This window comes from Deltaproteobacteria bacterium, assembly GCA_016210005.1.
Classification (GTDB): domain Bacteria; phylum Desulfobacterota; class Binatia; order HRBIN30; family JACQVA1; genus JACQVA1.
Window position 1 is genome coordinate 18563 of record JACQVA010000022.1, and the last position, 26456, is coordinate 45018.

Sequence of the window (26456 nt, forward strand, 5' to 3'; positions counted from 1 at the left end):
TCGCTTCGGGCTGCTCGCTCCCGGCATGGCGCCGCATGATTCGGGAAGCCGCGGCTGAATGCAAGAGCTTTTTGAATCCGCCGCCGAAGCCCGCTACACACTGCGGGGTGAGCTTGTTGTGCCCGGTCATTGCCACCATCAGCGCCGCCGCTGTGCTCATCAACACGCTGGCCTACGCCCAGCGCTGGCGGGTGAAGTGCGCCGCCGGTAGCAACGGCGAAGAGCGGATCGGACTGATAAATGCCGTGCTGGCCTTCGCCGCTGAGTGCGCCGCGCTGGCGCTCTTGCTGGCGACGCTTCCGCTCGGGTGGTGGCGAAGCCGCCATCAAACACCGCCGCCGGCAGGCAACCGCAGCACTATCATTCTGATCCACGGCTGGGGGTTGAACGCGGCCTCGTGCTGGTGGCTGCGCCGGCGCCTCCAGCAGCATGGCGGGCACGCGGTCTATTGCTTCGCCTATTCATCTTGGCGGGTGGACGTGGAAGCGGCCGCGGCACAACTGCACCAGCTCCTGGCGCAAATGCGCGCGCAGCCCGGTGACTCGTGCACGCTGATCGGCCACAGCCTCGGTGGCCTGGTGGCGCGCTACTGCCTGCGCCGCTACCCCGCCCGCGGCGTGCGCCGGCTGATCACGCTCGGTACCCCCCACGGCGGCACGCTCGCCGCGCCGGCGTGGGCGCCGTTCGTCAGCCGCCTGCGGCCCGAAGCCGCGTTCATGCGGCGCCTGAACGCGGGTGACCGCGTCCCCGAGCAGTTCGAGGTCATCGCCATTCACTCACGCTTCGATGCCCACATCCTGCCGCCGGAGAACGCCGAGTATCCCGGCGCCTGCAACATCGAAGTGGCCGGTGTGGGACACAACGCGTTACTGTTCTCCCGCCGCGCCGCCACCCTGATAGCGGAAAACCTCGGCCCGCCTTGCCAGGGGGCATATGGACAGGATGCCCGCCAACGGGATACTGATCGGCCGGGGTAAACGGATGTCGATTGATGCCAAAGCGCCTGCGCTACCGTACGATGTGATCGTGGCCGGGGCCGGTCCGGCCGGCGCCACCGCTGCCTACTATCTGGCCACTGGCGGCAAGCGTGTTGCGCTGCTGGAAAAAGCCTCCTTCCCCCGTGACAAGTTCTGCGGCGACGCCTGGTGTGCGCCGGCCCTCGACATCCTCGAAGACATGGGCGTGCTGCAACGGCTGGAAGCGGACGGGTTGATTCGCGACACCACCTCCGGCGGCTTCATCTCACCTTCGGGCGAGAGCTACATCAGCACCGGCCAGAACGGCGGTGCGCCCGGGACGCGCTGCTACGCTATCAAGCGGATCATTTGCGACGAGCGGATCGCGCGGCGCGCGGCGGAGGTGGGCGCGGAGCTGATCGAGAACGCGAACGTGGCCAGCGCGCAACTCGACGCGGACGGTCTGTGGACCGTGCGCTGTCACGACGGCCGCCGCTTCCGCGCGAAGATGCTGGTCGCGGCCGACGGCGCGAATAGCCGATTGGCGCGCGCCCTCGGCGTGGTGGCGACGGCACCACAGGCTGTCGCCAGTCGCCAATACATCAAGGGCGGCACGCACAACTTCAAGTCCGGCGGCGTGCTCTTCTACCCCAAGTACATCCTGCCCGGATACGTCGCCCTGTTTCGCCACTACAACGATGACCTCGACGTGGGCGCGTATGTCATCCCGGGCGGCGCGGTCACCAACGATCGGCTCGCGGAGGTGTACGAGAACGAGATCAAACACGATCCGTTCGTGCAGCGCGCACTCGGGCCGCGGGCCGAGCCCTTGGAGCGGGTCCGGATCGCGCCCATCCGCCTGGGCGGCGAGGCGCGCAGCTCGGCGCTGCAGTTCATGGCCGTGGGCGACGCGGCGGGGCAGACTGATCCGCTCACCGGCGAAGGCATTCACACCGGCATGATCGGCGGCAAGCTGGCCGCGCAAACCATCCACGAGTTGTTCACGCGCGGCGATTTCTCGGAAGCCGCGTGTGCGGTCTATCACCAGCGCTGGATGGCGGCCTTTGGGCGCGACTTCCGAGCTTCGGCGACGGGTGCGCGGATGGTCTATCGCGTCCCCCTGTTTTTGGATGCCGCCAACGTCGTGGCGCAACGCAAGGGCGACGCCTTCATGGCCGAGTTCGGCGCGGCGATGACCGGTGTGAAACCAAAGACCACCTTCTTGAAACCCAGCGTCGCGCTTGCAATGGGAGCCGAGGTCCTGCGTCAGTTCGTACGGCAGAAGCTGCTGCGCCCTTTTGCCTCGCAAGAGCAAGCGTACGCTGCTCACGCCGCCGAAGCCTCCGGGCGTGCGACGGCGTTCCCGAACGGTTGTCTCATCAGCAGTAGGGGTGCGGTGTAATCCGGCTTGTCGTTTCCCGCAGATCGGCAACGATAGCCTGCGCCAGAGCGCTCAGGTTGACCACCTGCCTCATCTACACCGGGGCCGTGCGGGGGAAGCCGAGCAAGTCCGCGCTGAGCTGTTCGATGCGCCGCGCGCCCGCCTGCACCTGATCGACGCAGTTCTCATGCTTGGAATCTTCTACGGTTGGTGGATTGTAGCGGTGGCGTTTCTCACCCACTGTGTGACCACCGGCATCGTCTTCTACAGCTTCGGCGTGTTTCTCACGGTGCTCACCGAGGCCTTCGGCTGGAGCCGGGCGGAAGTGTCGTGGGGTTTTTCGCTGGTGGCGGTGTGTGGCGCGGTCTACGCACCGTTTGTCGGCCGCATCGTAGATCGGCGCGGCCCGCGGCTGTCGCAGATCATTGGGGCGCTGGCGCTGGCCGGCGGCTTCGCGTTGTTGCGCGGCATCGAGAGCCGGCTCGCGTTCTACCTGGTGATGGGCGGCTTGGTGTCGCTCGGGGCGACCGCGCTGGGGCCGCTGCCCAGCAACACTGCCGTCGCCAACTGGTTCGTGCGCCGGCGCGGCCGGGCGCTCGGCCTGGCCACCGCCGGCATCTCTATGGGCGGGGTGATCTTCGTGCCGCTCACCCAATACCTGGTCGAGCATATCGGCTGGCGCAACGCCTTCGGCGCGCTGGCGCTGATAATCGTTGCCGTAGTGATTCCGCCGGTGGCTTGGCTGATGGTGCGACGCCCGGAAGATCTCGGGCTGTGCCCCGACGGCGGCGAGCGCGGCGGAGCCACCGGCCTCGATCTCGAGCTCGAGATCGAGCGCTCCCTGGCAGCGCCGGAGGCGATGCGGCAACGCAACTTCTGGCTGATTACGGTCTCGTTCGCGCTCACCGTGCTGGGGCTGTCGGCAACGCTCATCCACCAGGTTTCGTTCCTGCGCGACCGTGGCATTCCGGCCGGCGCTGCCGCCTGGACGCTGGGTGCCACTGCCGGCGTCGGCGTGGTCGGTAAGCTCGGTTTTGGATACCTGCTCGACAACTTCGATCAGCGCCACGTGATCGTCTGGTGCTTCGGCTTGCAAGCCCTCGGGCTCGCCTTGCTCATGGCCACGTTCAATGTCTGGACCCTGGCGCTGTTCGTGGTCGTCTACGGCTTCGCGATGGGCGGCAACGCTACGCTGCAAGCGACCATTCTGGGCGACTGCTTCGGGCGCCTGTACTACGGCGCGATCGCCGGACGGATGCAGCCATTCATCGTCATCGGCCAAGCCATCGGTACGCCGCTGGTGGGTGCGATTCGGGATTCGGGCGGCAGCTACATACCGGCGTTCGCGATGATTCTGGTGCTCAATGTGGTGGCCATGGCGTGCATCGCACGCCTGCGACTGCCGGGCAAGACGAAGGGCCCGCCCGGTTGATCGAACGGCAGTGGCCGCGATCGATGAAAAGACGGACGAAGGCGCGGTTTCAGGTGCCGGTCTTCTGAACGATCGCCTTCACACCGTGTGATCGGGTGAGTTTGCGGGCGGCCAGTTTTGCCTGCGGCTCGCTGCTGAAATCGCCCACCCGCACCTGGTAGTGGGTTCGCTTGCCTTTGCCGAGGCGCACGACGCTTGCCCGGTAGCCGTCGTTCACTACGGCGTTGCGCAAGCGATTGGCATTGCCCGCGCTGCGAAACGAGGCCAAGCGCACCTGATAGCGTACGCCGCGGGGTGCTTCCTCGTCATCGTCCCCGGCCGCAGGCGCCGTCTCGTTGGCCGCCGCAGCCCAATCGACCTCGCTGGCCGCGATAGTCAGGGTGGCCGGATCACTCTGCACGCTGCCCTCGACCAGCCGCTTGAGATCGCCCCACAGATCACGCGAGCCGAGCACGGCAACTAACAACTCGCGGTCTCCCACGGTCGCCGAGCCGACGAAACATTTCTTGGCAGCAATGGTCCAGCCGGTCTTGCCGATGACCTGGATTGGGGAATCCGACATCAGGAAGCGGTTGTGGCTGCGCAGTGCGATCTTGCGCGTGCCGCCAGCGGTGGGGGCGATGACCAAACGTTTGGTTTTCAGTACTTCACGAAACAGCGGGTAGCGCAGCCCATCATTGAAGATCGTGGTGAGGTCGCGGGCGGTGGAATAGTGGTTGTCGGCCGGCAGGCCGTGAGGGTTGACGAAATGCGTATTCATTGCGCCCAGCGCGCGGGCCTCGGCGTTCATGCGGCCGGAGAAACCATCCACCGAGCCGGCCAACCCCTCGGCGGCGACCACCGAGGCATCGTTCGCCGAGTTGAGCAGTATGGCGTAAAGCAGATCGTGCAAGCGTAGTCGCCAGCCCGGGCGAACGCTGATCTTCGAGGGCGAGGCTTGGGCGGCTTCGGCGCTGACCGGGAACGACTCGTTCAGCCGCCCGCTCTTGATGGCCAGCAGCGCGGTGAGAACCTTAGTGGTGCTGGCGTTGGGCAGCCTCAGATCCGGGTTGCGCTGCCAGAGGACCTGTCCGCTCTGGCGGTCAATCAGGATACCGGCTGTGGCCGTGATCGAGCCGCCGCGAGCCGCTTGGGCCGCGAGGGGAGAAGAGGCCAGCACGCAGAGGGCCGCCACTACCCAAGACCGTATGCGTTGTCCGCCCCTCATGACCTCCCCATGTAATGCCCCTCCTCGAGGCAAGCTGCCGTACTTTCTAATAAAATCGCATTGTTGTCAATAAATAAAACGCCGGCCCAGGTGCTTGTTCGCGACCGGCGGCGCTTGCCGTCCCTGGGCGAATGCAGCGGCAGACTGGCCGTGGCCTGCCTGCCGTCTTGCCGCTGCTATTCCCCTAGCTCCACTTCACGCAGATCGGGGCGGATGTGGGCGCCTTGGAGGAACATCCCGTGGAAGAAGAAGAGACTGATAACCAGCGGCAGTAGATAGTAGGCCAGGCGAAAGATGAGCACGGCCACAACGGCGGTCTCGAGCGGAACGGCGAGGCTGACGAAGACTGCGGCCATCGAGCCCTCCATTACGCCGAGGCCCCCGGGGATAAACGAGACCAGTGCGAGGATGGTGCCGAGTGCAAAGCCGACCACCACAAAGGTGAATGGGATAGGGTAGTGCAAGGCGAGAAAGGCCCCGTAAAGTATGCCGAGGGTCACGATCCAGTCGAGGAAGATCCACAACGCCGGCAGGGCCATGTGGGCCTTGCGCGCGAGCATGAACTCGATGCCGCGGTTCAAATTGCGTTGAAAGCGCCAGATGTGCATGCGAGCGGGTTTGCGGTGCGGTACGAAGCGGTGCAGCAACCAGTGCGCGCTATTGGCGAGCACGAACAGCGTACGCCGACGCAGGGCGCGGTGAAACAACAGCAGCAAAGCGATCACCGCGGCGCCACTGAATCCGATCAGTAGCACCACCATGGTGGCAAGGGCCCAGCCGTGGAGGTTGTGCCCGAGCACGAGGTAGCCGAACCCGAACAGCACAAATAGCAAGAGCGTGACGTTGGTGAGAAATGTCTGCGCCAGCGAGATCACCACGGCGGTGCCCGAAGGGATCGCCCGGCGGGTGAAGAAGTAGAGCCGCAGCGCAAAGCCGCTCAGCCCGCCGCTGGAAACCAGATAGTTCGCAGTGTTGGCCACAAAGGTTATCTTCAGCATCTCGCCGAACGGCACCGCCGCGCCGGCAGCATGGGCGATCCCCTGATACGACAAAGCCATCACCAAGTAACTGAGCACGGTGCAGCCCAACGGCAGCAGCAACAGCCATGGGTCGGCCTGCTGCACCACCCGCGCCATTTCGCGCAGATCAGTAAGGGCGAGCATCACCGCTAGCGCAACGACCCCCAAGGTAACGGCGAGCGGCAGGTACCACCGCGATGAAGCTACGGTTGCCGTGGTTCGAGCTGAAGTCTCCGCGGATTGCATCTTTCGCGCCGGGCTACTCACGACAGCCCCGCATTAGTCACTACCCTTGCCAGGGTCAACCCCGACGAAGGCTCGATCGTCTTCGCCGCTCATCATGATGATGAGCGCGACGCAACGGAGGCCGCAAGCAACCTGGCCGAGATGCAACTTGCGCCGCCGCGGCTGGTGCGACACAGTGCCCAGCCATGACAGACGAGCTTTCCGACCTACCGTTGTTCAGCGGCCCGCACATTCCGCGCGTGCGTTTCGAGAACGCGCTCGCTCGGCTCGACGTGCGGGCGGCGGTGGCGGACACCCCAGCGCAGTGGCGCGAGGCGGTGACCGCGATGGCCATGGCGCTGGGCACTGGCGGGCCGGCGCGCGCCGATCTCGAGGGCTTACGGCGTGCTTGGCGGCCGGGCTGGCCGCTGGTGATCGAGCGCACCTGGCAGCGGCTGGTGGGCTTGCGGCTCGACGCGCACAAGATTCCGCGCAGCCTGGACGGTGAACCGGCCGCCGCCTTCTTGCTGCGCGGCGGGGACGTTGCGCGTGCCGAGCTGTCGCTTCGTCGCCACCTCGCGCATCAACCGCACGACGCGCGCGCCTGGGAGTTGTTCGCCGACTTCGAGCCCGTACGCGGCGCCGCCCGCTGTGCCTTCCATGGCGGCCCGGTGCTGGAGGCGGCGGTGGCGGCGCTGCTCGATGCGATTGCCGAGGACGAGTTGCCAACGCCACCGGGTCCATGGCTGCTCGCTTATGGCTGGTTCGCGCACAAACTCGATCTCGACGACATCGCTCGGGCCGTGAGCGCCGAGGGCGAAATCGCTGCCGTGCCACTGCCGGTGATCGGTGACGCCAAGGCGTTTGCCTGGTACCTACTCGACGCCGGCGGCCGCCCGCTCGGACACCAGTCGGTCGGTGTGATCGAGGCCCGCGCGCGCTTGCAACGCATCAGCCCCGCCGCCTTCCGCCGCTATTTGGCGAGAGTCGAGCGCAAGGGGCTGTAGTGATCCGGTCAGCGCGCGGCGACCGGCTGCGCTTATCTCAGGGACGAGAGAACGAACGGACAAAAAGCTGCTCGATCGCCGCCCTGCCGTTGTCGCGCAGGTAGCGCGTTCCGGTGCCGGCGAAGTGGGTCTGGCGAACCACCGGCGCCGGCGCCGCTTGCCACGCCGAACCGGTCCACTGCGACCAGGCATCTTGGTCTTGATCGAAAACCAGCAACGACTTGTTGCACAGCTTGGCGAACTCGGCGCCCCAACCGGTGCCGCCCATCACCGTGCCGTCGTCCATGATCCGGCCCACGACAAAGATCTCCTGGGCGTTATTGACCTGGTGCCAGATGGTGCGCAGCACCTGCTTGATGTAGTCGGTGTCGGGGTAGTGGCGGTGCAGCAGCTTCGAGACGTACGCCAGGCTGACGTCCCCCTGGCGTAGCTCGGCGTGACTCAACGTGCGCACTCCGCGGGTGCGCTCGATCTGGTGCCCATCGAAGGTGAAATTCACTTCCTCGATGCCATAACGTTCGGCAGCCAAGCCAAAGGCCGCTTCCGCGCCCTTGAGGCCACCGCTGTACAACACGCAGTCGTTCGGATTCATTGGTTTGACGTCCTTCCTTATCAGCGTCCGCTCTTGCCTGCTGGTGAACGGGCGCGGCTGCTAGCCGATCGCGCCTTTCTCTTTGAGGCGGGCGATATCGTCCCAATTGTAGCCGTGCTCAAGCAGCACGTCTTCGGTGTGTTCGCCCAGCTCCGGCGCGGTGCGGCGGATGGTTGGGGGAGTGGCGCTGAACTCGATCGGACTACGCACCAGCTCGATCTCGTCACCGCTGCGGTGCGGGAGTTTCTCGAACGCCCCGATGGCGCGCGCCTGCGGATCACGCACGACCTCGGCGATGGTTTGCACCGGCCCCCACACTAGCTCGTAGCGGTCGAAACGATCGGCCCACTGCGCCAGCGGGCGGGTGGCGAAAACCTCGTCGAGCAAGGCAATCAACTCCAGGCAGTGCTGCACCCGGCTCATGATGTCGGCAAAACGCGCGTCGGTGAGCAGATCGGTGCGCTCGATGGCTTGGCAAAAGCGCGGCCAGTAGCGATCGGGCTGCAGCATGACCAGGTGAAACCATTTACCGTCTTTGGCCTTGTAGTGATTCCAGAGCGGGTTCGGCACGGCCCGGCCCAGCGGCGGGTTTGGGCCGACGCCGGTCACCAGACAGGTCTCTATGTCGGTGGCCATCATCCACAAACCGGCATGAAACAGCGAGAGCTGGATCTCCTGCCCCTCGCCGGTACGCTCGCGGTGGTAAAGCGCGGCGCAGACGGCGCCCGCCAACGACAGCGCGGCCAAGTGATCACCCATGGCCGGCCGCTGCGACGGTGGCGGCCCTTCGGGCTCGCCGAGGCACGCCATCGCGCCCGCGCGCGCCCAGAAGGCGGCGTAGTCGAAGGCGGCGCGGTCCTTCTCCGGGCCGGTGGTGCCGTAACCCGTCAGCAATGCATAGATCAGGCGTGGGTTGTCGGCGCGCACCTCAGCGGCCCCCAGCCCCGCACGCTGCAGCGCCGCGGGCCGCATGTTGGTGACGAAAACATCGGCGCGGTGCAGCAGCCGGCGCGCAACGGCACAGCCTTCGGGGGTATGAAGGTCGACGCTCACGCTGCGTTTGTTGCGATTGTCCAACTCGAAGGCCGGGTGCACCGGCAGGGCGAGAGCGATGCCCATCGCCATCAAGCCGCGCACCGGATCGCCGCCCACGGGGTTCTCGAGCTTGATCACGTCCGCACCCCAATCGCCCAGCACGGCAGCCGTGGCCGGGCCGGCCACCCACATGCCGAGCTCGACGACCTTGATGCCCTTCAACATCCCTGGATTGTGGTTCGCCTGCATCGGCCGATCCTGACCCAAGACGCGAGCAATAGTCAACGGCTACTGCCTTGCTGCGTCTCCGAGCGCGTTCCGGTGAACTCGGCCGTGCCTTCCGCTGGTGCAGAAGGACACTGAGGCGCGCTACTTGACGCCGACAACCGAGACGAAGCTGACGCAGCGACCCGGGGCACCGCCGAGGTTGTGCGTCATGCCTAGCTGCGGGCTCTTGATCTGGCGCGCGCCGGCTTCACCGCGCAGCTGCAGCCACATTTCGTACATCATGCGCAGTCCGCTGGCGCCAATCGGGTGCCCGAAGCTCTTCAGACCGCCGTCGGGATTGACCGGCTGCGGCCCATCACCGTCGAAGCGTCCGTCGAGCACGTCGCGCCAAGCCTGACCACGCGGCGAGAACCCCATGTCCTCCATCAGCACCAGCTCGGTGGGGGTGAAGCAGTCATGGACCTCGGCCATGCTAATCTCCTCGCGCGGGTCGCTTACGCCGGCCTGTTTGTAAGCGTCTTGCGCGCTGGCGACCACCTCGGGGAAGGTGGTGAAATCGTAGTCCTGGCTGTAGTAGCCGTGGGCCGGGCCAGCGGCGAAGGAGAGCGCTTTGATGAAGATCGGGTTCTGCGAGTACTTGTGAGCATCCTCGGCGCGACAGAGAACGGCTGCGGCCGCGCCGTCGCTGACACCCGAGCAGTCGAAAATACCGAGCATGCCGGCAACCGCCGGCGACTTGCAGATGGTCTCGATCGGCACTTCCTTGCGGAACTGCGCCTTCGGGTTCTTCGCCCCGTTCTTGTGGTTCTTCCAGGCAATGCGGGCCAGCACCTGCTTCAACTGATCCTCATCGACACCGAACTTCTTGGCGTAAGCCGGGGCGAGCAGCGCGAACGTGGCCGGTGCCGTCATGTTCGAGCGCGTGCCGTCGTTCGGCGGACTGCTCGAAACCAGCCCGGAGTAGCCGGAGTCTTTCAGCTTCTCGACCCCGATGGCCATCACCAGATCGTACGCGCCGCTGGCAACGGCGTAGGCGGCGTTACGAATCGCTTCGCTGCCGGTCGCGCACATGTTCTCCAGCCGGGTTACCGGCTTGTACGGAATCTTGAGTGCTTCGGAGAGCATGAGGCCCGAGACGCCGCTGCCCATCGTGCCGAGCCAGTAAGCGTCCACCTGCGCGGCCTCGACGCCGGCAGAGCGGTAAGCCTCTTGGGCGGCGTCGATCAGCAAGTCCTCGGGACCCTTGTCCCAGTGCTCGCCGAACGCGGTGCACCCCATACCAACGATAGCGACGCGATCCTTAATACCGTTGCTAGCCATGGTGGTCTCCTACTTGCGCAGCAAGCCGGAGTCAATTCGCGTAGCGGTCGATTCCCGTGGCGCCGGCGCGATGCGGTGACAATAATGGCCCTGCGGGGCGCGCTCTCGGGCGTTTTGTCTTGGCCCCCCGGTGAGCTGAGTCCGACGTTGTCCGACATTGCCGAGGCGGCGATTGCGGTGGGTCTTGCCGATCGCACCGAGATCGACGGGCTGCGGCTCGCTGGACTCACCGCGGGCACGAGAGAGAGCGGCGCCAGCGGCTGGGATCTTGGGCGCTTTGGGGCAGCAGCAGGAAGATGCGGAAGTGGGCTATTTGCCTGAAAACAAAGCGGAGAGGGGGGGATTCGAACCCCCGGACCCACAAGGGGTCACACGATTTCGAGTCGTGCCGTTTCAACCGGGCTCACGCACCTCTCCAACTCAGGCTTTCAGCCGCCAAGCTCAGGCGCAGCGAAGGCGCTGCCCGCCCGAGCCGAGCTGGCTCGGCGGGCGCGAAAGAACTCTTGCAGCAAAGCTGCGCTCTCGTCGGCGAGCACGCCGCCACGGACCTCGAAGCGATGGTTCAACACGCCGGTGTTCAGATCAAACACCGAACCGAGCGCACCCGCCTTGGTGTCCGCAGCGCCAAACACCACACGCGCCACCCGAGCCTGCATCAACGCCCCGACGCACATCGCGCATGGCTCCAGGGTCACGTACAGGCTGGCACCCGCCAGCCGATAATTGCCGCTCGCAATGGCCGCCCGCCGCAGCGCGGCGATTTCCGCGTGCGCGGTCGGGTCGCAACTGCCGATCGGCGCGTTGCGGCCCCAACCGATGACGACATCGTCTCGCACCACGATCGCTCCCACCGGCACCTCGCCGCTGCCGCCCGCGCGCGCCGCTTCCGCCAGCGCTCGGCGCATCCAAGCAATATCAGCGGCAATCTCGTCGCGCGCCAGTCCCGCGTGCATGATCGGCGACGCTACCACACGAGCTCCGCAGCGGCAACGCGCTTGCCGCCTTTGCGCTGGGGCCGCGGGCACGCTATACACGGCGGCCACCGCCGGAGGTTTAATGTTGCGAATCGGTGACAGCGTTGTCGTCATGTCAGCACCGGGCATTTTCACGGTCGTCGCCCTGAACGGGAACGTTGCCACAATTGAAAACGCCGCGGGCATTCAGAAGGTGGTGCTGATCCAAGCCGTGCGGCGGATCGAGCGACCGGCCGCGGCCCCCTAGTTCCTAACCGGGTTGCTGGCGGCCGCGCAGCCGGTTGAGGCGGTCGAGGTAGAGGCGCAGCGCCTCGATGCCGTCCGGACAAAACGCTTCACGTTGTGTGAGTTCGATGACCGCGTCGAGATCCATCCATTCCCCGTGTTCGACCTCGCTCGCCTGCAGGCACAGTGGGCCATCGTACATTGCGGTGTAGACGGCGCCGTTAACGTGGTTGCCGCTGTCGTTGAACTGGAAGGTCAGCACGCGGCGCAGCGACACGCCACGTACTCCCGCCTCCTCGCTCAGCTCGCGCTGCGCCGCACCATCGTAGTCCTCGCCGGCGGCGACCACGCCCCCGAAGGCCACGTCGAAGCAGCCGGGATAAATGTCCTTGCCGGCCGTTCGCCGGTGTACGAACAGCTGGCTCTGCTGATTGAACAGGAGGATGTAACAGCTGCGATGGCGCAACTGCTGCGCCCGCATCTGCCTGCGGGTGGCTTGGCCGATGACCTGGTCGTGCTCGTCGACGACGTCGACAACCTCCTCCGCAGCCATCGCGACGCCGGCTCAACCCGCTTCGCCTTCGCGGCGCATCTCCGCCGTCAACTCCTGCAACCAGCCGCTGAGTGATTCCAGGAATTGCTTGCGCAGCTGCCGCTGCCGCGGCGTCAGCTTGGAGAGCATTTCCTCTTTGGCGCGACCGGGGTCGCCTTCGACAACGAATTCCTCGTCCACCACCACGCTCAGCAGCATCGGCCGGCGGCCGTCCCACTGCTCGGTGACCGGGAAGCCGAAGTCGCGCAAGCCGCGTTCCCAGGTGGCATCGATTTCCACCCACTGGCCATCCACCTGAATCTGAAGATAGTCGTGCAGATCAACGATCTCGTTCTTCAACAACAGCGCCTGCATTGGTTCCGGGAACGGCAGCGGCGACTCGTTGAAGCGATGGCGGCAGATCATGTTGCGCACCCGCAGGCCCAGCAGGCGCAGGAGCTCGCCGAGCAGGTAGTGCTTACCGGAGCAGGAGCCGGCGCGCCGGCGCAACACTTCGGCGGGGTCGCGGCTGGCGGGATAGACGTAGGGGATGTCGCGCACGGTCTCGAACAACGCGATGCGCGCCGCCAGCGGATCGCGCCCGGCGGTCCACTCAGCGAAGGCCGCGCGTATGATCTCCTGATTCATCAGTAATGTGCTCCACAGACCTGAGCTGTCTTGGCAAACTCTCAGCGAACTCTCGACACGATGCCGTTGCTTGGGAGGGGGTTAGATCAACCTGGTTTCCGGCGAGATCAATTTCTTACCTGGCTTTACCTGCGGAAGCCACTGCCGCCATCTCGGGCTGCGATCGAGCCGTACCTTACTGCCAGAGCCCGGCCGCCGTCAAATTGCATCTCATGCCCGCGCGCCATCCGCCCGCCGGCGAACGGCGAAGCGCGCGGCTTCCTCCGGCGTGTTGACGTTGCGGAACGACTCCGCCGCGCCCGCCACCGCGCGCATCTCGGCCTCGGCGATAAACTCGACTCGCAGCTGAGGCAAGAACTCGCGGATAGCCCTGGCGCCCCGTTCAATCGCCCGCGCAATCGCGGCTCGCAAGCGGGTCGCGTACAACGCATGCAAGGGCTCGATGTCACCCTCCCACTCGGGAATCACCGCATCTTGACCGTGCAGTCGCGAGACCAGATACACCATCGGCTCCACCCGCAGGAAGGGCATGTCACAGGCAACCACGAAGGCGTAGGGATAGCGGATGCGGCCCAACCCCGCATGCAGACCGCCTAAGGGACCGAGCCCCGGAAGCTCGTCGCTAGTCACTTCGACGGCGAACTCGCGATAGCGCTCGGGGTGATTGCTGACCACCACCACCTGAGGAAAGCAGCGTTGCAGCAACCCCAATGTCCGCTCGAATACGAACTGGCCGTCGACAGTGAGAAAGGCTTTGTCTTCGCCGCCCATGCGACTGTTCTTGCCGCCGGCGAGGATGATCGCCCCAACCTCCTCGCTCAGATAGCTGGGGCCGGCAACGCCACGCCGGCCGCTCGGCACTGCGGCTTCTGACTCGGATCTCTGGATAGACACGCCGGGTACCGCTAGTCGGGCGGAGGATAAGAGCCGCACGCGAGTCAGTCAACCCTCGACAACTGGCGCCAAGCGACCGGCGACCTTGACGTTCGCGGGCGAGATCTTGTACGGTCCGAAAGCGCGCGCCAACCGCAGCCTCAACCGATGAGCCAGACTCGACTGCGCCCTGCCCGCCCCGCGTGCGCCAAGGCCACGGCCATGATCGCCGGCCTAGTGCTCCGCCAGTTGACTCATTTGCCCCATCGCCGCCGCGTTCGGTGGCGGTGGGCAGCTCAGCAACAACTGCGGCGACAGCTGCTTGCGAATACGGCCGGCCGACCACCCGAAGTGCCGGCAGATCGACTCGAAACTGAACGGGTGATCGTCGCCTTCGGCCAGGAAGTAGCGCTGCGCCCGATCACGTTCCATCGGGTCGCGATGCTCGAGATCCCAGAAGGCGGATTGCATAACCGCCAGTAGCAAGCGTTCTTCCGGGGTGGTCACGTGATGCTTGGTTTCAACATCCGTTCCGAAGCGCATGGTCCGACGCCTTACCACCAAAAATTAGCCGGAGCAATAAAATAATGAAGCCATCTGCGCGGCCTTCCGCCCCGGCTTCCTCCCGCCCCTTGGGCCTCGAACCAACGGTCGTCGTTCTGGGGCTGGCGAGCCTGCTCAATGATACCAGCAGCGAGATCATCTACCCGTTGCTACCGGCCTTCCTCAGTTCGGTGCTGGGGGCGGGGCCGGCCTTTATCGGGCTCATCGAAGGCGTAGCCGAGTCCACCGCCAGCCTACTCAAGCTGTTCTCCGGTTGGCTGTCGGACCGCTGGCAGCGGCGCAAGCCTTTGGTGGTCAGCGGCTACGGGGTGGCGGCCGCGGTGCGGCCGCTGATCGCGTTGAGCACGCATCCCTGGCACGTACTGGTGATCCGCTTTCTCGATCGTACCGGCAAGGGTATTCGCACGGCCCCGCGCGATGCCCTGCTGGCCGACGCCAGCTCGCCGGCCGATCTCGGCCGCTCGTTCGGTTTCCATCGCGGCATGGACCACGCCGGGGCGGTTCTCGGCCCGCTGCTGGCATGGGCGCTGTTGTGGTTCTTGGGTGGCAATTACCGCGCGGTGTTCGCGCTGGCAGCCCTTCCGGCACTGGCTGCCGTAGTCGTCTTGGCGGTAGCGGTGAGCGAGCCGAGATCACACGCACCCCGTGCACCGGTGACGCTGCGGTTCACCGACCTGGGGCCGGAATTTCTGCGCTATCTGGGCGTCGTCCTCATCTTCACTTTGGGTAACTCCAGTGATGCTTTCCTACTCCTGCGCGCGCAGCAACTGGGCGTACCGCTAGGGCAGCTGCCGCTGCTGTGGGCCGCCTTGCACGCGGTTAAGACCGCCAGCAGTGTTCCGGGCGGTACGTTGTCGGACCGTATCGGTCGCCGCCGCGTGATCGGGCTGGGGTGGCTGCTGTATGCCGGCGTCTATGCCGGCTTCAGCGCCGCCGAGGGACCAGTGGCGGCATGGCTGCTGTTTTGCGTCTACGGGTTATTCTTCGGTCTGACGGAAGGAGCCGAGCGCGCCTTGGTAGCCGATTTCGTCGCCCCTGAGCATCGCGGCGCCGCCTACGGCCTCTACAACCTCGCCGTCGGCATCGCGGCTCTGCCCGCGAGTTTGCTCATGGGTGGGCTGTGGTCGTTGGCGGGCGCCCCGGCCGCCTTTGGCTTCGGTGCGCTGATGGCGTTGCTCGCCGCCGTCTTGCTGCGGGGCGCGCCGCTCCCGGTCGGCGAGCAGCGCCGCTCGCGTTAGCACCACCTATCCTTCGATCATCTGCAGACGCCGCAGGCCGTACCTGGTCGAGACCACGAACACCAGCACACTGATCGCCAGTGCCGCCGCCAACGAGGCAGCTATGCTCACCCAGGTTGCCGTGCTCACGGCGCTGGCGCGCAGCCAGCTCATGAATAGTACGTACACCGGCCAGGCTTCGAGCACCACAACCAAGCCGATGAACGACATGCACAGGATCATGTAGACCAAGCCACCGGTGCTGGCTGCGACTCGCGCGGCGTTATCCGCCTCGAAGTTCGGGTAGGTCACGCCTACCGCCAGGCCGAGGCTGACGATGCCGAAGCTGATCGCGAACAGGGTCACCGACGACAGCCACATCATGAACGGCATCACTCGCAGATAGGAGTTGGTCGCCAGCACCAACACCTCGCCCAACACCAGCAGCGGCAGCAGCCCGGACCAGAACTTCGCCCACCACACCCGGCGCAGCTCGAGCGGCGCGGTTCGCAGCACCCACAAGGCCTTGCCCTCCAGGCTGATGGACGGGTAGATGAAGCGCACCGCCACCGCGGCCACCACGAATCCGGCCAAGGCCAGATTTAGGAAGGCAATCACGTTCTTGAAGTAGAAGGTCACCAGCGGGCTGCCTTGCAGCGGCAGCACGCTGAAATTGTAAACGTACACCACCACCAGCGCGAGCAGGAGGATCAGCTGCGACCACTGGCTGGTATCGCGAAAGAACGCCTTCACGTCCTTGATCAAGATCAGCCGCGTTTGCATCGCGAACGGCGCACTCACCAGTCGCAGCGCGCTTTCCCACGCCGGCCGTCGTGTCAGCCGCGCTTGGCGCCCCTCCTGCGCCTTCGTCCAGCCGGGCAAGAACAGCCGCCGCAACGCCCACTCGCTGCCCATCGCCGTCACCGCTGCCGTGCTCAGCAGCAGCAGGTAATAGAAGCCGGGTGACCCGGGGCGCAGGCCGAGTAGCGGAAACACTGCTTCTGTGGCCCAGGTGCTGGGCAACAACGGCGAACTCGGTGCCTGCATCGCCCCGAGGAAGTCCATGAAGTCGGCGAAGGCCTCGGGGTTGACCAGTCGTTCCGGCTGCAACATGCGGATGAACAGGTACAGCACCGCCACCGCCACGATCGAGAGCAGCAACAAGATGTCCTTGGTGCGCCTGGCCGGAAACACGTTGACCAGCACCGCGGTCAAGGTGGTCCCGATGGCCGCGGGGATGACCAGGAACGGCGGCAAGGTCAGCGCCACCGCCAGGTAAAACATCGGGCCGGTGTGATGCACCACCCCGTACGCCAGGAAGGCGGGGACTGCGAACAGCAGCACCATCCACGACGAGTCGATGATCGTTTCCGCGAAGCGGTTGTAGAAGAAGCGCGCCGGCGGAATCGGCGCCGCCACCAGGCGGTCGAGCTCGCGCGACAGGAAGAACGTCGACAGCGAGGTGACGATGTTCGAGAACAGCAGCACGGAGAAGAAGGTCATGAACACCATGCCCAGCAGCTTGTAGGTGAGCACGGGGCCGAAATCGGGGATCGACAGGAAGTAGCGCAGCGCGCGCGCAAAGCCGATGAAGACCGCCACTCCGAAGCCGAGTGCGACCACGCTCAGCACGCCCGCCTGCAGGCGGCCCGCACGGGTCAGCCGCCGCCGCCGGTTGCGCGCTGCCAGCCACCGCGGCTGCAACAGGAAGGCAAGCGCCCGCAGTTCACTCGGCGCCGGCCACCGCAGCGGGCGCACGCCGCTCCCCGGCGCTGCTATCGCCAAGCCCTCGCCTTCAGGTACCATTGTCACTCTCGCACGCCGCCGATGCCGCCGTGATCGCCATCGAGTCCGCCGGTGAGGCTGAGGAAGACCGCTTCCAGCCGCAGCTGCTCGCCGCTGCCGACCTGGGCACGCAACTCGTCCACCGTCCCCAGCGCAATCATGCGGCCTTGGTTGATGATGCCGATGCGATCACAGGTCTCCTCAGCCACCTCCAGGCTGTGAGTCGACATGAAGACACTGACGCCGTCATCCGCTAGCTGGCGGAAGGTGCGTTTCAACAAGCGCGCCCCGCGGGGATCGAGCCCGACCATCGGCTCGTCGACGATGAGCAGGCGCGGGGCATGAATGAGCGCCGCCGCCATCGTCAGCCGCTGCTTCATCCCGTGCGAGTAAGACTCCACCAGCTCGTCAGCCCACGCCGCCAGATCGAACAGGTCGAGCCATTCTGCCCGCCGCCGCTCCATGGTCCCATCCGGCACACCGTACAGCCCGGCCACAAAAGCCAGGAACTCATTGGCAGTCAGCTTCTCATAGATGTACGGCCGGTCGGGCACGAAGCCACAGAGCCGCTTGGCTTCGAGCGGATGCGTGCGCAGGTCGAACCCATTGAGGAACACGCCACCAGCGGTCGGCTGGAGCAAGCCCATCATCATGCGAATCGTGGTGGTCTTGCCGGCCCCGTTGGGACCCAAGAACCCGAAGATCTCGCCCGGCGGCACCGACAGCGTTACGTGATCGACCGCCAGCACCTGGCCGTAGCGTTTAGTGAGGTCACGCAGTTCGATCATGGTCGGGTCATGCTGGCGTGCAATGGCGAGGATTGCAATATCGGTGCCCCGTCCTTCCGGCTTTGGCGGGATAGCCGCAGCCCTCTGCCGACGCCTCGCGGCCCGACAACGAGGCGTCACTTGCGACACCAGCAACTATAGCGAGCGCTCAGTTCTGGCTGCGCAGGCGCACGGGACGCTCGTGCCGCGGCCCGATCCAGCGGAACCGGCGCAGGTTCACGATCCCGTTGCGGTCGAATACCACCCCCTCGTCTTCCAGGAGCTGGCGCTGTAAGTCGGGGCGGTAGAGGTCGCCGCGGTAGCTGATGCGCCCAGCGGCGTTGATGACACGCTGCCATGGGACGCGGTCGAGTTCTGCGCGCGGCAACCAATGCAGCGCGCTGCCCACTGCCCGTGCCGCGCGCGGGTGTCCCAAGATCGCCGCCACCTGGCCGTAGGTCGCCACGCGTCCCGCAGGGATGAGCCGCACGGTACGATAAACGGCGCGAGCGAAGGGCGAGGCCGCACCGGCGCTTGGGTGCTTGATCGCAGCGCTCATGCTTCGGGCTTGGGAAACACTTGCATGAAGGGCTTCAGCTCGACGCGATTGAAGACGCCGTTCGCCAGGTAAGGATCGCGGCTGGCGATCTCCCAGGCTGCGGCGCGCGAGTCGGCCTCGATAACGATCAGGCTGCCGCTGCCATCGGTGAATGGGCCGGCGAGCAGCACACGCCCGGCCTGCGACAGCGGCTCGAGGTGCGCCAGGTGTGCCGGCCGCTGCTGCGGCCGCTTTTCTTTGGCGTCGGGCGCGTCGTGCCCAATGATTACAAACAGCATAACTGCCTCCAGCGTTGCGGTTGCGCTGGCGAGCACGTAAGCTCTCGCCGCGAAGCCGCTGCCACAATGTCCGAGGAACATCAACCCACCACGCCGACAGCGATCGAACAAGTGGTCGCCACTCTGGAGGAGCTGGCGGTCGTTTTCGGCGAACCTGCGCGCGCGGTGATTCCAGTCGTGCGCGCCCGGCTGATTGAGGCGATGGCAGCGCGCGACCGCGGCGATCGCGCCACCGCCATCGCCCGCATCAGCGAGGCGATGCACCAGTTGGCCGGACTGGCCGATCGCCTTGATCCCGCCGAGGCGGTGCTGATGCGCGCGCTGGCACAGAGCTTCCGTAGTGCAATGACCTGTGGTGATCAGGCGAGCGCGGAGCAAGCCGCCGCCGTCATGTTCGAGCAGTCAGGCGCACGCCCGCGCAAGCGCTCCTAGCCCCGGCCAGAGAAATGACTGCCAGCGCCCCGCGCTGAGCACCCGCCGCTCCCGGCGCGACGGCCGTAGTGCACTCGCTCACTCGGCGACGATGTCGGCCGTAGTCACTAGCCCGGCACCGGCGTGCCTCATTTCGTCCAGGGCGCGCGCGCTGTCGTTCGGGACGCCGCCGGCTCAAGCGGCTCAAGCCGTGTGCCTCTAAGCCTGCGCTTCGCAGGCGGCGAAGTAGCCGATCGCATCCATCGCCGCGCGCACCCGCGTGGCTTCGCGCGGAGACAACGTCCGCTCCACCAACGGGAACAGCAGCGTGTCTTCACGCCGGATGTGATCGCGCATCAGCGCCGTCAACCGCTGCACCCCAGCACGCAGCGGTCCGCCGACACTCTGCCCACCCACCGCGGCATCGACGGCATCCTGCACCAGTTCGATCAGCCGGCGTTCTTCCTCGTGCTCGGCGCGCAGCGAGCGGGTGGCACCGGCAGCCAACGCCGGGTCGCGCTCAAGCGCCGGAAACAGCACTTCCTCCTCTTTGCGCTGGTGTTGGCGGGCGTTGTGAGACAAGAAGCGTACGGCCTGCAGTATCCGCCTCAGATCACCCTGGTGCGCCGCTTGCTCACAGCGCTCGATCTCCTCCAGCAGGGCGCGATGCTCGCGTGCCAGACCGCCGGTGATCTCCCGCGGCAGTGTCAAAACCATGAGTGCAAACAGCTCGACGGTAACGCGAAACGAACTCGCGGCGCTTCACGCCCGCCCGTGGTGCAGCCCTTCGACGAGGTAGGGATCGTTCTTCGCCAACAGCGGGACCGCCACCAGGGCGCGATCCACCACCAGTACAAACAGCGCACCCAGAGCCAAGAACACCGCGACGTCCAGAATACCCGGACCACCGTAGCCTTGCCGCACCGCCGGCGCCACCATCAGAAAGATGTCGAGCCAACGCCCGGCGAGCACCAGCAGGCTGACGCGCAGCATCGCCCGCTCCGAACACTTGGTGGCGCGCGGCAGCAGCACGACAAACGGGATGACCCAGTTGATCACCACGTTGAGGTAGAACAGCACGGCCCAGCCGCCGCTGGTGCGGGCCAGATAGTAAGGTGTTTCCTCGGCCATGTTGGTGTACCAGATCAGCAGATACTGCGAGAACCACAGATACATCCACACGGTGCAGAAGCCGAACAGCAACTTACCGAGGTCGTGGAAATGACCGCCGTTGAGGTACGCCAGTTCACCGCGGCGGCGCAGCAAAACAATGGTGACCGCCGTCACCGCCACCGCTGCGCTGAGCAGGCCGGAGATGTTGTAGAAGCCGAAGAGCGTGCTGGCCCAATGCGGCTCGAGACTCATCAGCCAGTCGATGCTGGCGAGCGAGAACGAGAACGGGAACACCACCAGCAGCAGCGCCGACAGCACGACGCTGCGCTGCGTGCGCTGGGGCTTGCCGTCGCCATCCTGTTGCACCGAGTTGCGCCGCAGCGCGACCGCGAAGGCGATCCAAATCGCCAGTATCACGATCATGCGTAGGGCGAAGAACGGCACGTTGAGGTAGCCGGTCTTGGCCTGCAGTACGGCATCGTGCGCCACCGCCTCGGCCTGGGCCCAATGATAAAGCTGCGGTGCGCCGGCCAGCATCACCACGGTGGTGAGCGCACCCACCGGCAGGTAGGCTGCCAGGGCTTCGGGCACACGCTTGAGTGCGCTGTGCCATCCGGCGTTGGCCACCGACAAGATCGCCAGGAATACCAACGCTCCCAGGGCCAGAGTGAGGAAGAAGAAGCTCGAAGTCAGCATGGTTGACCACGCCACTACCGGTGACACGACAGTGCCGGCAAGGAAGGCCGGCAGGCCGCAGCCGGCTGCTGCCAGCAACCAGGGCCGCAGTTGCGGGGATAAGTACGAAGCCGGTTTCCTCACGGCTGCTCTCCTGGCGCACTCGGCGCTTGCGCCGTCTGCACCGCTGCGGCTTGCAGCGCGCGCAAGTAGTGAATCACCTGCCAGCGATCGTGGGGTTGCACCTGCGCGCCGTGCGACGGCATCAGATTCTGCCCGCGCGTGATGATGTGAAAAATGTGGCCGTCGGGAATCGTGCGGGCACGCTCGGCGAGCAGCGACGGGGGCTTGGAGAACTTCGGGATCATCGGACCGTCGCCCGCGCCAGCGGCGCCGTGACAGGGGAGGCAGAAGGTCTCGAAGACCTTCTGCCCACGGGCGAGCACTGCCGGCGATGGCGCCAGCGGATTGTGCAGCTGGCGGCCGGCATCGGCGGCCTCGCCCGGACCGACGCCGTAGCGAAACGGCACCGCGCCGCGCGCGATGGTGTTGGGGGCCGGAGCCAGCATGGTCTTGCCGTCGCGCGTGATCGGGTTGGGCGAGTACGCTTCGTAGGCCACCGCGCTGACCATATCGGGGAAATACTCCCACCGCGGCGTCGTCGGATCGGTGCTGCAGCCGGCAGCGCCGAGGACCACGACGACGAGCAGCCAGGCTGGCTTCATCAGCAGGCCTCCGCGAAGGCCGTCTCTACCGCGCCGGCGCGGCGGCACAGCCCGCGCGCTCCGGTCTCATCGAAGCGGCCATCGGCGGCCAGTGCCAGCGCAAAGCGATCGTTGGTGACGCGCTCGGGCACGAAACGCTGCGGCCGCCGCGGATACAACCCGGCCCGCACCAACAGCGCCGCCACCGTTCCCAACCCGGCCAACAACACCGTCAACTCGAAGGTCACCGGAATAAACGCCGGCAGGGAATTGAGCGGCTTGCCGCCGACGTTGAGCGGCCACGACACCACCGAGGCCCAATACTGAAAGCCGAGCGCAAAGCCGAGGCCGACCAGCGCAAAGCCCAGACACACCGCCGTCAGGCGCGATGGGCGCAAGCCCATCGCCTCGTCCAGCCCGTGCACCGCGTAGGGCGTGTAGATGTCGTAAATGTTGAAGCCCGCCTCGCGCGCCGCGGTGGTCGCCGCGCGGATGTCGTCCTCCTCTTCAAACCAGGCCACGAACAGACGTGCACTCATGCCACAGCCCTCTCCGGCTCCACCGGACGCAGGCGCACACGGCTCTCGCCCAGCACGCCCTTCACCTCGCCGATCGACACCATCGGTAGCACCCGCGTGAACAGCAGGAAGAAGGTGAAGAACATGCCGAAGGAGCCGAGCAAAGTTCCGATTTCCACCCAGCTGGGGTGGTACATCACCCAGCTCGAGGGGATCAGGTCGCGATGTAACGAGGTGACGATGATGACGAAGCGCTCGAACCACATGCCGACGTTGATCACCAGCGAGAGCGCGAACAGCGCCACCGGGCTGGTGCGCAGCCGCTTGAACCACATCAGTTGCGGCGCCAGCACGTTGCAGCTCACCATCGTCCAGTACGACCAGGCGTAGGGACCGCCGATGCGGTTCATGAAGGCGAAGCGCTCGTTGGGGTTGCCGGAGTACCAGGCGGTGAAGAACTCGGTGGCGTAGGCGACGCCGACGATGCCGCCGGTCACGATGATGATCTTGGCCATGTTTTCCAGGTGCTTGATGGTGATGAGGTGCTCCCAGGCGAGCACCCGTCGCACGATGATCATCAGCGTCAGCACCATGGCGAAGCCGGAAAACACCGCGCCGGCGACGAAGTACGGCGGGAAGATGGTCGCGTGCCAGCCCGGCAGCACCGCGGTGGCGAAGTCCATCGAGACGATGCTGTGAACTGACAGCACCAGTGGTGTCGCCAGCGCCGCCAGCAGCATGTAGACGGTCTCGTAGCGCGACCAGGTACGGTGTGAGCCGTTCCAACCGAGAGCGAGCACGCCGTAGACCCCGCGCTGCACCCGGTTAGTCGCCCGGTCGCGCGCCGTGGCCAAGTCGGGGAGCAGGCCGATGTACCAGAACACCGCCGAGATGATCAGGTAGGTGCTGATGGCGAACACGTCCCACAGCAGCGGCGAGCGGAAGTTGACCCACAGGCTGCCGCGCGTGTTCGGGTACGGCAGCGCCCAGAACGCCAACCACGGCCGCCCCATGTGCAGAATCGGAAACAGCCCGGCGGTACAGACGGCGAAGATGGTCATCGCTTCGGCCGCGCGATTGACTGCCGTACGCCACTTCTGCCGGAACAAGAACAGGATCGCGGAGATCAACGTGCCGGCGTGACCGATGCCGATCCAGAACACGAAGTTGGTGATGTCGAAACCCCAGCCGACGGTCTTGTTGAGGCCCCAGACCCCGACGCCCTTGCTCAGCAACAGATAGATGCAGTAAGCGCCCAGCATGAAGGCGCTGAACGCAACCACAAACGCCGACCACCAGGCCAGGCCCGGGCGGCGGTCAAGCGGTGCACAGATCTCCTCGGTGATCTCGGCCAAAGTGCGCTCCGCCGTCACCAGCGGCGGCCGCAATGAACTCCGATGTGCGTGGCTCATACTGCCCTCCCATGGTCTCGCACGCGCGCCAAGTAACGCACTGCCGGCTCGACGTTGAGCTCGGTCAGCAAGCGATAGGCGCGGCCGCTGCCCGCCAGTTGTGCCACCCGGCTGTTGCGGTCATTGAGATCACCGAAGACGATCGCTCCGGCCGGGCAGCTCTGCTGGCACGCGCTCTGAACCTCACCGTCTTGCAGCGGGCGGCCGTCCAGCCGCGCCCGCGTCTTGCCTTCCTCGATGCGCTGAATGCAGAAAGTGCACTTTTCCATCACCCCGCGGCTGCGCACCACCACCTCGGGGTTGAGCACCATGCGCTCGGTGGCGTTGCGTTCGTAGTCGAACCAATTGAAACGCCGCACCTTGAAGGGGCAGTTGTTGGCGCAGTAACGAGTACCGATGCAGCGATTGTAAACTTGCGCGTTGAGCCCCTCGGAAGTATGCGTCGTCGCCAGCACCGGGCACACCGTTTCGCACGGGGCATTCTCGCATTGCTGGCAGGTCATCGGCTGAAACAGCACGCGCGGCTCCTCTGCACTGCCGGCGTAGTAGCGGTCGATCCGCAGCCAGTGCAGCTCGCGCCCGCGCCGGACTTCATCGACGCCGACGATCGGGATGTTGTTTTCCGCCTGGCAACTCACCACGCAGGCAGAACAGCCGGTGCAGGCCGACAAATCGATCGCCATCGCCCAGCGGTGGCCCGGGTATTCGTACTTCGACCACATCGAGTGACCACCGGCGTCACCGCCGTGACCGGTCTGGGCCGCCCCGGGGAGCTCGCGTACGTCGAACTCGCGCACCAGGTCGCGCTCGCCGAGGGAGTCCTGGGTCTGTGTGCGCGCCAGCTCGATACGCTCCCCGGTGCGAGCGATGGTCGCAGCGGCGCCCGGGCGACCGGCGCTACCGGCGAGCGTGAAGGCGTTGCTGCCGACGCCGCTGCCGAGCGGGCCGGCGTGAGTACGGCCGTAGCCGACGGCCACCGCCACCACCCGCGGATGGGTGCCGGGCTGAATCGCCGCCGGCACCTTGAGGCTGGCCCCGCCGACCGCCAGGGTGACCAGCTCGCCGTCCTCCACCCCGAGTTCCTTGGCGGTGGCCGGCGCTAGGCACGCGGTGTTAGTCCACGTCACTTTAGTCAAGGGATCGGGGAGTTCCTGCAGCCAGCCGTTGTTGGCGAGGCTGCCGTCGAGCAGCGCCACCGGCGAATACAGCACCACCTCCAAGCCGGCCGGCGCCGGGGCCGGTGCGCGGCTAGCCAAGAGCGCGCTAACCGCTTCGGGCTGATACACGGCCGGCAGCGGCTCAGGCGCGTAACGCGCTACCCCGTCACGGACCGAGCGCTCCCAGAACTCATCGAAGTCGGCGGGCTTATCGGCGGCGCGCTTGAACACCTCCGAGCGCCAGCGATCGCGCACGAAGTCGTACGCTGCCTTGTTGCCGCCCGCCCACACCAGCAGCGACTCGAACGCCGGCCGCGTATCGTACAGCGGGGCCACCGCCGGCTGGGACAGGCTCAACACCCCGCGCTCGGCCTCGTGATCGGCCCACGACTCGAGGAAGTGGTTGGTCACGGCTAGATGTTGGCAGTGGCTGGCGGTCTCGTCGGGCCGGTCGCTGGCAGCTACCGTCAGCTCGACTTTGGCCAGCAACTCGCCGAACTCCGCGCCGCTGGGGTGGGAGTAGACCGGGTTGACGCCGGCGATGATCACGGCCGCCACCTCGCCCGCACGCAGTTCCGCGAGGAATTCCTCGAAGCTTTGCGACTCGGGCAGCAGCACGCCATCACTGACGGCAACGGTGTTACCGATGTTGCCGAGCGCTTCGTTGATGCTGTTGACCAGCACCTGCGCCGCCACCTCGCCGCTGCCGCACAGCACCAGGCTGGCGCCGCGTGCCCGCTCCAATTCGCCGGCAATCCGCTCGACCACCGCAGTGTCCACCCCATTTGAGACCGCCGGCACCGCTACTCCCAGCCGCGCCGCTAGCGCCTGCAAGGTCGCCAACTGCTGCGACGGCGCCAGCGTCAGCCGCACGTCCGCATTCGACCCGGTCAGAGTCAGATGCGACTCGATCTGGAGGTGGCGCAGCATGCCGCCGGCGCGGCTCGGATCGCGCGCGTTCACATACTGGCGGGTAAACGCCACCGGCTGCAGCCAGGTGCCGAGGAAGTCGGCGCCGAAGCTCACCACCGGCTGCGCGCTTTCGAGCCGGTAGGCCGGCAACGCCGACACGCCGTGGGTCTGGCGATGGGCCTCGGCGATGGCATCGAGCCCGAATGGATCATGACGCACCCGGCGCGCGGTCGGATACTTGGCGACAAAGCGTGCGATCGCCGCTTCTGCCGACGGCCCGACGTAGGCCGGCACCACCACCCGAAGGGCGCGGCCAGCAGCGGCCAACTCGCGCAGCTTGTCGCGCACGGCCTTGTCTAGGTCCTTCCAAGTAGTGGGCTTGCCCGCTGTGCCGGGCGCGATGGCACGGCTGGCGTCGTAAAGCGAGAGCACCGCCGCCTGCCCGACCGCGCACACGCCGCCGCGTGAGACCGGATGCAGACCGTTGCCTTCAACCTTGATCGGCCGGCCCTCGCGCGTCTTGAGCAAGATGCCGCATGCCGCGGGGCAGGCAGCACAGGTCGAGGCGTACCAACTGGCCACGCCGGGGGTAAGATCGTCGGGCTGCTGAACGTAGGGAATGACCTTCTCGACGGGCGCGCGGCTGCATGCAGCTGCCGCGGCCGAGGCCGACAGCCCCATGATCTTGAAGAAGTCGCGCCGACTCCAGGTGGTAACGTCCGACATGCGC

Annotated in this window: 27 protein-coding genes and 1 tRNA gene; 7 read left to right on the forward strand and 21 right to left on the reverse strand. The window is 66.1% G+C overall.

Annotated features, from left to right (window positions below; all coding sequences use genetic code 11):
* Positions 1-35 precede the first annotated feature (35 nt).
* Genes HY699_03475 through HY699_03485 form a run of 3 tightly spaced genes read left to right on the forward strand, consistent with a single transcriptional unit; the run spans position 36 to position 3769 of the window.
* On the forward strand, positions 36-977 hold the full coding sequence (locus HY699_03475; protein MBI4514862.1) for an alpha/beta fold hydrolase: 942 nt from the start codon (positions 36-38) through the stop codon (positions 975-977).
* Positions 934-2358 carry an NAD(P)/FAD-dependent oxidoreductase gene (locus tag HY699_03480; protein MBI4514863.1) on the forward strand — a complete coding sequence of 475 codons (1425 nt, stop codon included), beginning with the start codon at positions 934-936 and terminating at the stop codon, positions 2356-2358. The genes HY699_03475 and HY699_03480 overlap by 44 nt, the downstream gene beginning before the upstream one ends.
* Positions 2348-3769, forward strand: coding sequence for an MFS transporter (locus HY699_03485; GenBank protein MBI4514864.1), 1422 nt, complete (start codon positions 2348-2350; stop codon positions 3767-3769). Before HY699_03480 ends, HY699_03485 begins: the two co-directional genes overlap by 11 nt.
* A gap of 49 nt (positions 3770-3818) precedes the next feature.
* Here HY699_03485 and HY699_03490 read toward each other — a convergent pair whose 3' ends face one another.
* A complete protein-coding gene (locus HY699_03490; GenBank protein ID MBI4514865.1) occupies positions 3819-4976 on the reverse strand; it encodes a D-alanyl-D-alanine carboxypeptidase in 1158 nt (385 codons plus the stop codon).
* Positions 4977-5152: 176 nt separating this feature from the next.
* On the reverse strand, positions 5153-6139 hold the full coding sequence (locus tag HY699_03495) for a flippase-like domain-containing protein (GenBank protein ID MBI4514866.1): 987 nt from the start codon (positions 6137-6139) through the stop codon (positions 5153-5155).
* Between the two features lie 287 nt (positions 6140-6426).
* On the opposite strand from HY699_03495, the gene HY699_03500 reads away from it, so the two are divergent.
* The gene (locus HY699_03500) at positions 6427-7227 is read left to right on the forward strand and encodes a hypothetical protein (protein ID MBI4514867.1); all 801 of its coding nucleotides are present in this window, start codon (positions 6427-6429) and stop codon (positions 7225-7227) included.
* Between the two features lie 37 nt (positions 7228-7264).
* On the opposite strand, the gene HY699_03505 is transcribed toward HY699_03500, so the two are convergent.
* The 5 genes from HY699_03505 to tadA form a co-directional block, all read right to left on the reverse strand.
* Positions 7265-7819 (reverse strand): hypothetical protein, encoded by a 555-nt coding sequence (locus tag HY699_03505; protein MBI4514868.1) that lies wholly within the window; start codon positions 7817-7819, stop codon positions 7265-7267.
* Between the two features lie 60 nt (positions 7820-7879).
* On the reverse strand, positions 7880-9103 hold the full coding sequence (locus tag HY699_03510) for a CoA transferase (protein ID MBI4514869.1): 1224 nt from the start codon (positions 9101-9103) through the stop codon (positions 7880-7882).
* Positions 9104-9223: 120 nt separating this feature from the next.
* Positions 9224-10402, reverse strand: a complete 1179-nt coding sequence (locus HY699_03515; GenBank protein MBI4514870.1) for an acetyl-CoA acetyltransferase — start codon at positions 10400-10402, stop codon at positions 9224-9226.
* Between the two features lie 329 nt (positions 10403-10731).
* Positions 10732-10819, reverse strand: a tRNA-Ser gene (locus HY699_03520).
* Between the two features lie 11 nt (positions 10820-10830).
* Entirely contained in the window at positions 10831-11355 is a 525-nt protein-coding gene (gene tadA, locus HY699_03525) for a tRNA adenosine(34) deaminase TadA (GenBank protein ID MBI4514871.1), read from the reverse strand.
* A 103-nt stretch (positions 11356-11458) separates the two neighbouring features.
* Between tadA and HY699_03530 the strand changes: the two genes are divergently transcribed.
* On the forward strand, positions 11459-11623 hold the full coding sequence (locus tag HY699_03530) for a hypothetical protein (protein ID MBI4514872.1): 165 nt from the start codon (positions 11459-11461) through the stop codon (positions 11621-11623).
* 3 nt (positions 11624-11626) lie between these two features.
* On the opposite strand, the gene yfcD is transcribed toward HY699_03530, so the two are convergent.
* From yfcD to HY699_03550, 4 genes are all read right to left on the reverse strand, one after another.
* Positions 11627-12154 carry an NUDIX hydrolase YfcD gene (gene yfcD, locus HY699_03535; protein ID MBI4514873.1) on the reverse strand — a complete coding sequence of 176 codons (528 nt, stop codon included), beginning with the start codon at positions 12152-12154 and terminating at the stop codon, positions 11627-11629.
* A 12-nt stretch (positions 12155-12166) separates the two neighbouring features.
* Positions 12167-12781, reverse strand: coding sequence for a hypothetical protein (locus HY699_03540; protein ID MBI4514874.1), 615 nt, complete (start codon positions 12779-12781; stop codon positions 12167-12169).
* 210 nt (positions 12782-12991) lie between these two features.
* A complete protein-coding gene (locus HY699_03545; GenBank protein MBI4514875.1) occupies positions 12992-13642 on the reverse strand; it encodes a molybdenum cofactor guanylyltransferase in 651 nt (216 codons plus the stop codon).
* A gap of 246 nt (positions 13643-13888) precedes the next feature.
* Positions 13889-14197, reverse strand: a complete 309-nt coding sequence (locus tag HY699_03550; protein ID MBI4514876.1) for a hypothetical protein — start codon at positions 14195-14197, stop codon at positions 13889-13891.
* A gap of 44 nt (positions 14198-14241) precedes the next feature.
* Between HY699_03550 and HY699_03555 the strand changes: the two genes are divergently transcribed.
* Positions 14242-15456 carry an MFS transporter gene (locus tag HY699_03555; GenBank protein ID MBI4514877.1) on the forward strand — a complete coding sequence of 405 codons (1215 nt, stop codon included), beginning with the start codon at positions 14242-14244 and terminating at the stop codon, positions 15454-15456.
* Positions 15457-15462: 6 nt separating this feature from the next.
* Here HY699_03555 and HY699_03560 read toward each other — a convergent pair whose 3' ends face one another.
* From HY699_03560 to HY699_03575, 4 genes are all read right to left on the reverse strand, one after another.
* Positions 15463-17220, reverse strand: a complete 1758-nt coding sequence (locus HY699_03560; protein MBI4514878.1) for a hypothetical protein — start codon at positions 17218-17220, stop codon at positions 15463-15465.
* A 23-nt stretch (positions 17221-17243) separates the two neighbouring features.
* The gene (locus HY699_03565) at positions 17244-18008 is read right to left on the reverse strand and encodes an ABC transporter ATP-binding protein (protein ID MBI4514879.1); all 765 of its coding nucleotides are present in this window, start codon (positions 18006-18008) and stop codon (positions 17244-17246) included.
* A 148-nt stretch (positions 18009-18156) separates the two neighbouring features.
* Complete coding sequence (locus tag HY699_03570; GenBank protein MBI4514880.1) at positions 18157-18546, reverse strand: MGMT family protein; 390 nt, start codon at positions 18544-18546, stop codon at positions 18157-18159.
* Positions 18543-18824 carry a hypothetical protein gene (locus HY699_03575; protein ID MBI4514881.1) on the reverse strand — a complete coding sequence of 94 codons (282 nt, stop codon included), beginning with the start codon at positions 18822-18824 and terminating at the stop codon, positions 18543-18545. The genes HY699_03570 and HY699_03575 overlap by 4 nt, the downstream gene beginning before the upstream one ends.
* Before the next feature lie 66 nt (positions 18825-18890).
* Here HY699_03575 and HY699_03580 point away from each other — a divergent pair, with 66 nt between their 5' ends.
* On the forward strand, positions 18891-19256 hold the full coding sequence (locus HY699_03580; protein MBI4514882.1) for a hypothetical protein: 366 nt from the start codon (positions 18891-18893) through the stop codon (positions 19254-19256).
* A 198-nt stretch (positions 19257-19454) separates the two neighbouring features.
* On the opposite strand, the gene HY699_03585 is transcribed toward HY699_03580, so the two are convergent.
* From HY699_03585 to HY699_03610, 6 genes are read right to left on the reverse strand one after another with little or no spacing between them, the layout of a single operon-like run.
* Positions 19455-19952, reverse strand: coding sequence for a hemerythrin domain-containing protein (locus tag HY699_03585; protein ID MBI4514883.1), 498 nt, complete (start codon positions 19950-19952; stop codon positions 19455-19457).
* A gap of 45 nt (positions 19953-19997) precedes the next feature.
* Positions 19998-21167: a hypothetical protein gene (locus HY699_03590; GenBank protein MBI4514884.1), complete on the reverse strand. Its 1170-nt coding sequence runs from the start codon at positions 21165-21167 to the stop codon at positions 19998-20000.
* Positions 21164-21748 (reverse strand): cytochrome c, encoded by a 585-nt coding sequence (locus HY699_03595; GenBank protein MBI4514885.1) that lies wholly within the window; start codon positions 21746-21748, stop codon positions 21164-21166. The genes HY699_03590 and HY699_03595 overlap by 4 nt, the downstream gene beginning before the upstream one ends.
* A complete protein-coding gene (locus HY699_03600; protein MBI4514886.1) occupies positions 21748-22266 on the reverse strand; it encodes a DUF3341 domain-containing protein in 519 nt (172 codons plus the stop codon). Before HY699_03600 ends, HY699_03595 begins: the two co-directional genes overlap by 1 nt.
* Positions 22263-23657 carry a polysulfide reductase NrfD gene (nrfD, locus tag HY699_03605; protein MBI4514887.1) on the reverse strand — a complete coding sequence of 465 codons (1395 nt, stop codon included), beginning with the start codon at positions 23655-23657 and terminating at the stop codon, positions 22263-22265. The genes HY699_03600 and nrfD overlap by 4 nt, the downstream gene beginning before the upstream one ends.
* Entirely contained in the window at positions 23654-26452 is a 2799-nt protein-coding gene (locus tag HY699_03610) for a 4Fe-4S dicluster domain-containing protein (protein ID MBI4514888.1), read from the reverse strand. The genes nrfD and HY699_03610 overlap by 4 nt, the downstream gene beginning before the upstream one ends.
* Positions 26453-26456: the final 4 nt, after the last annotated feature.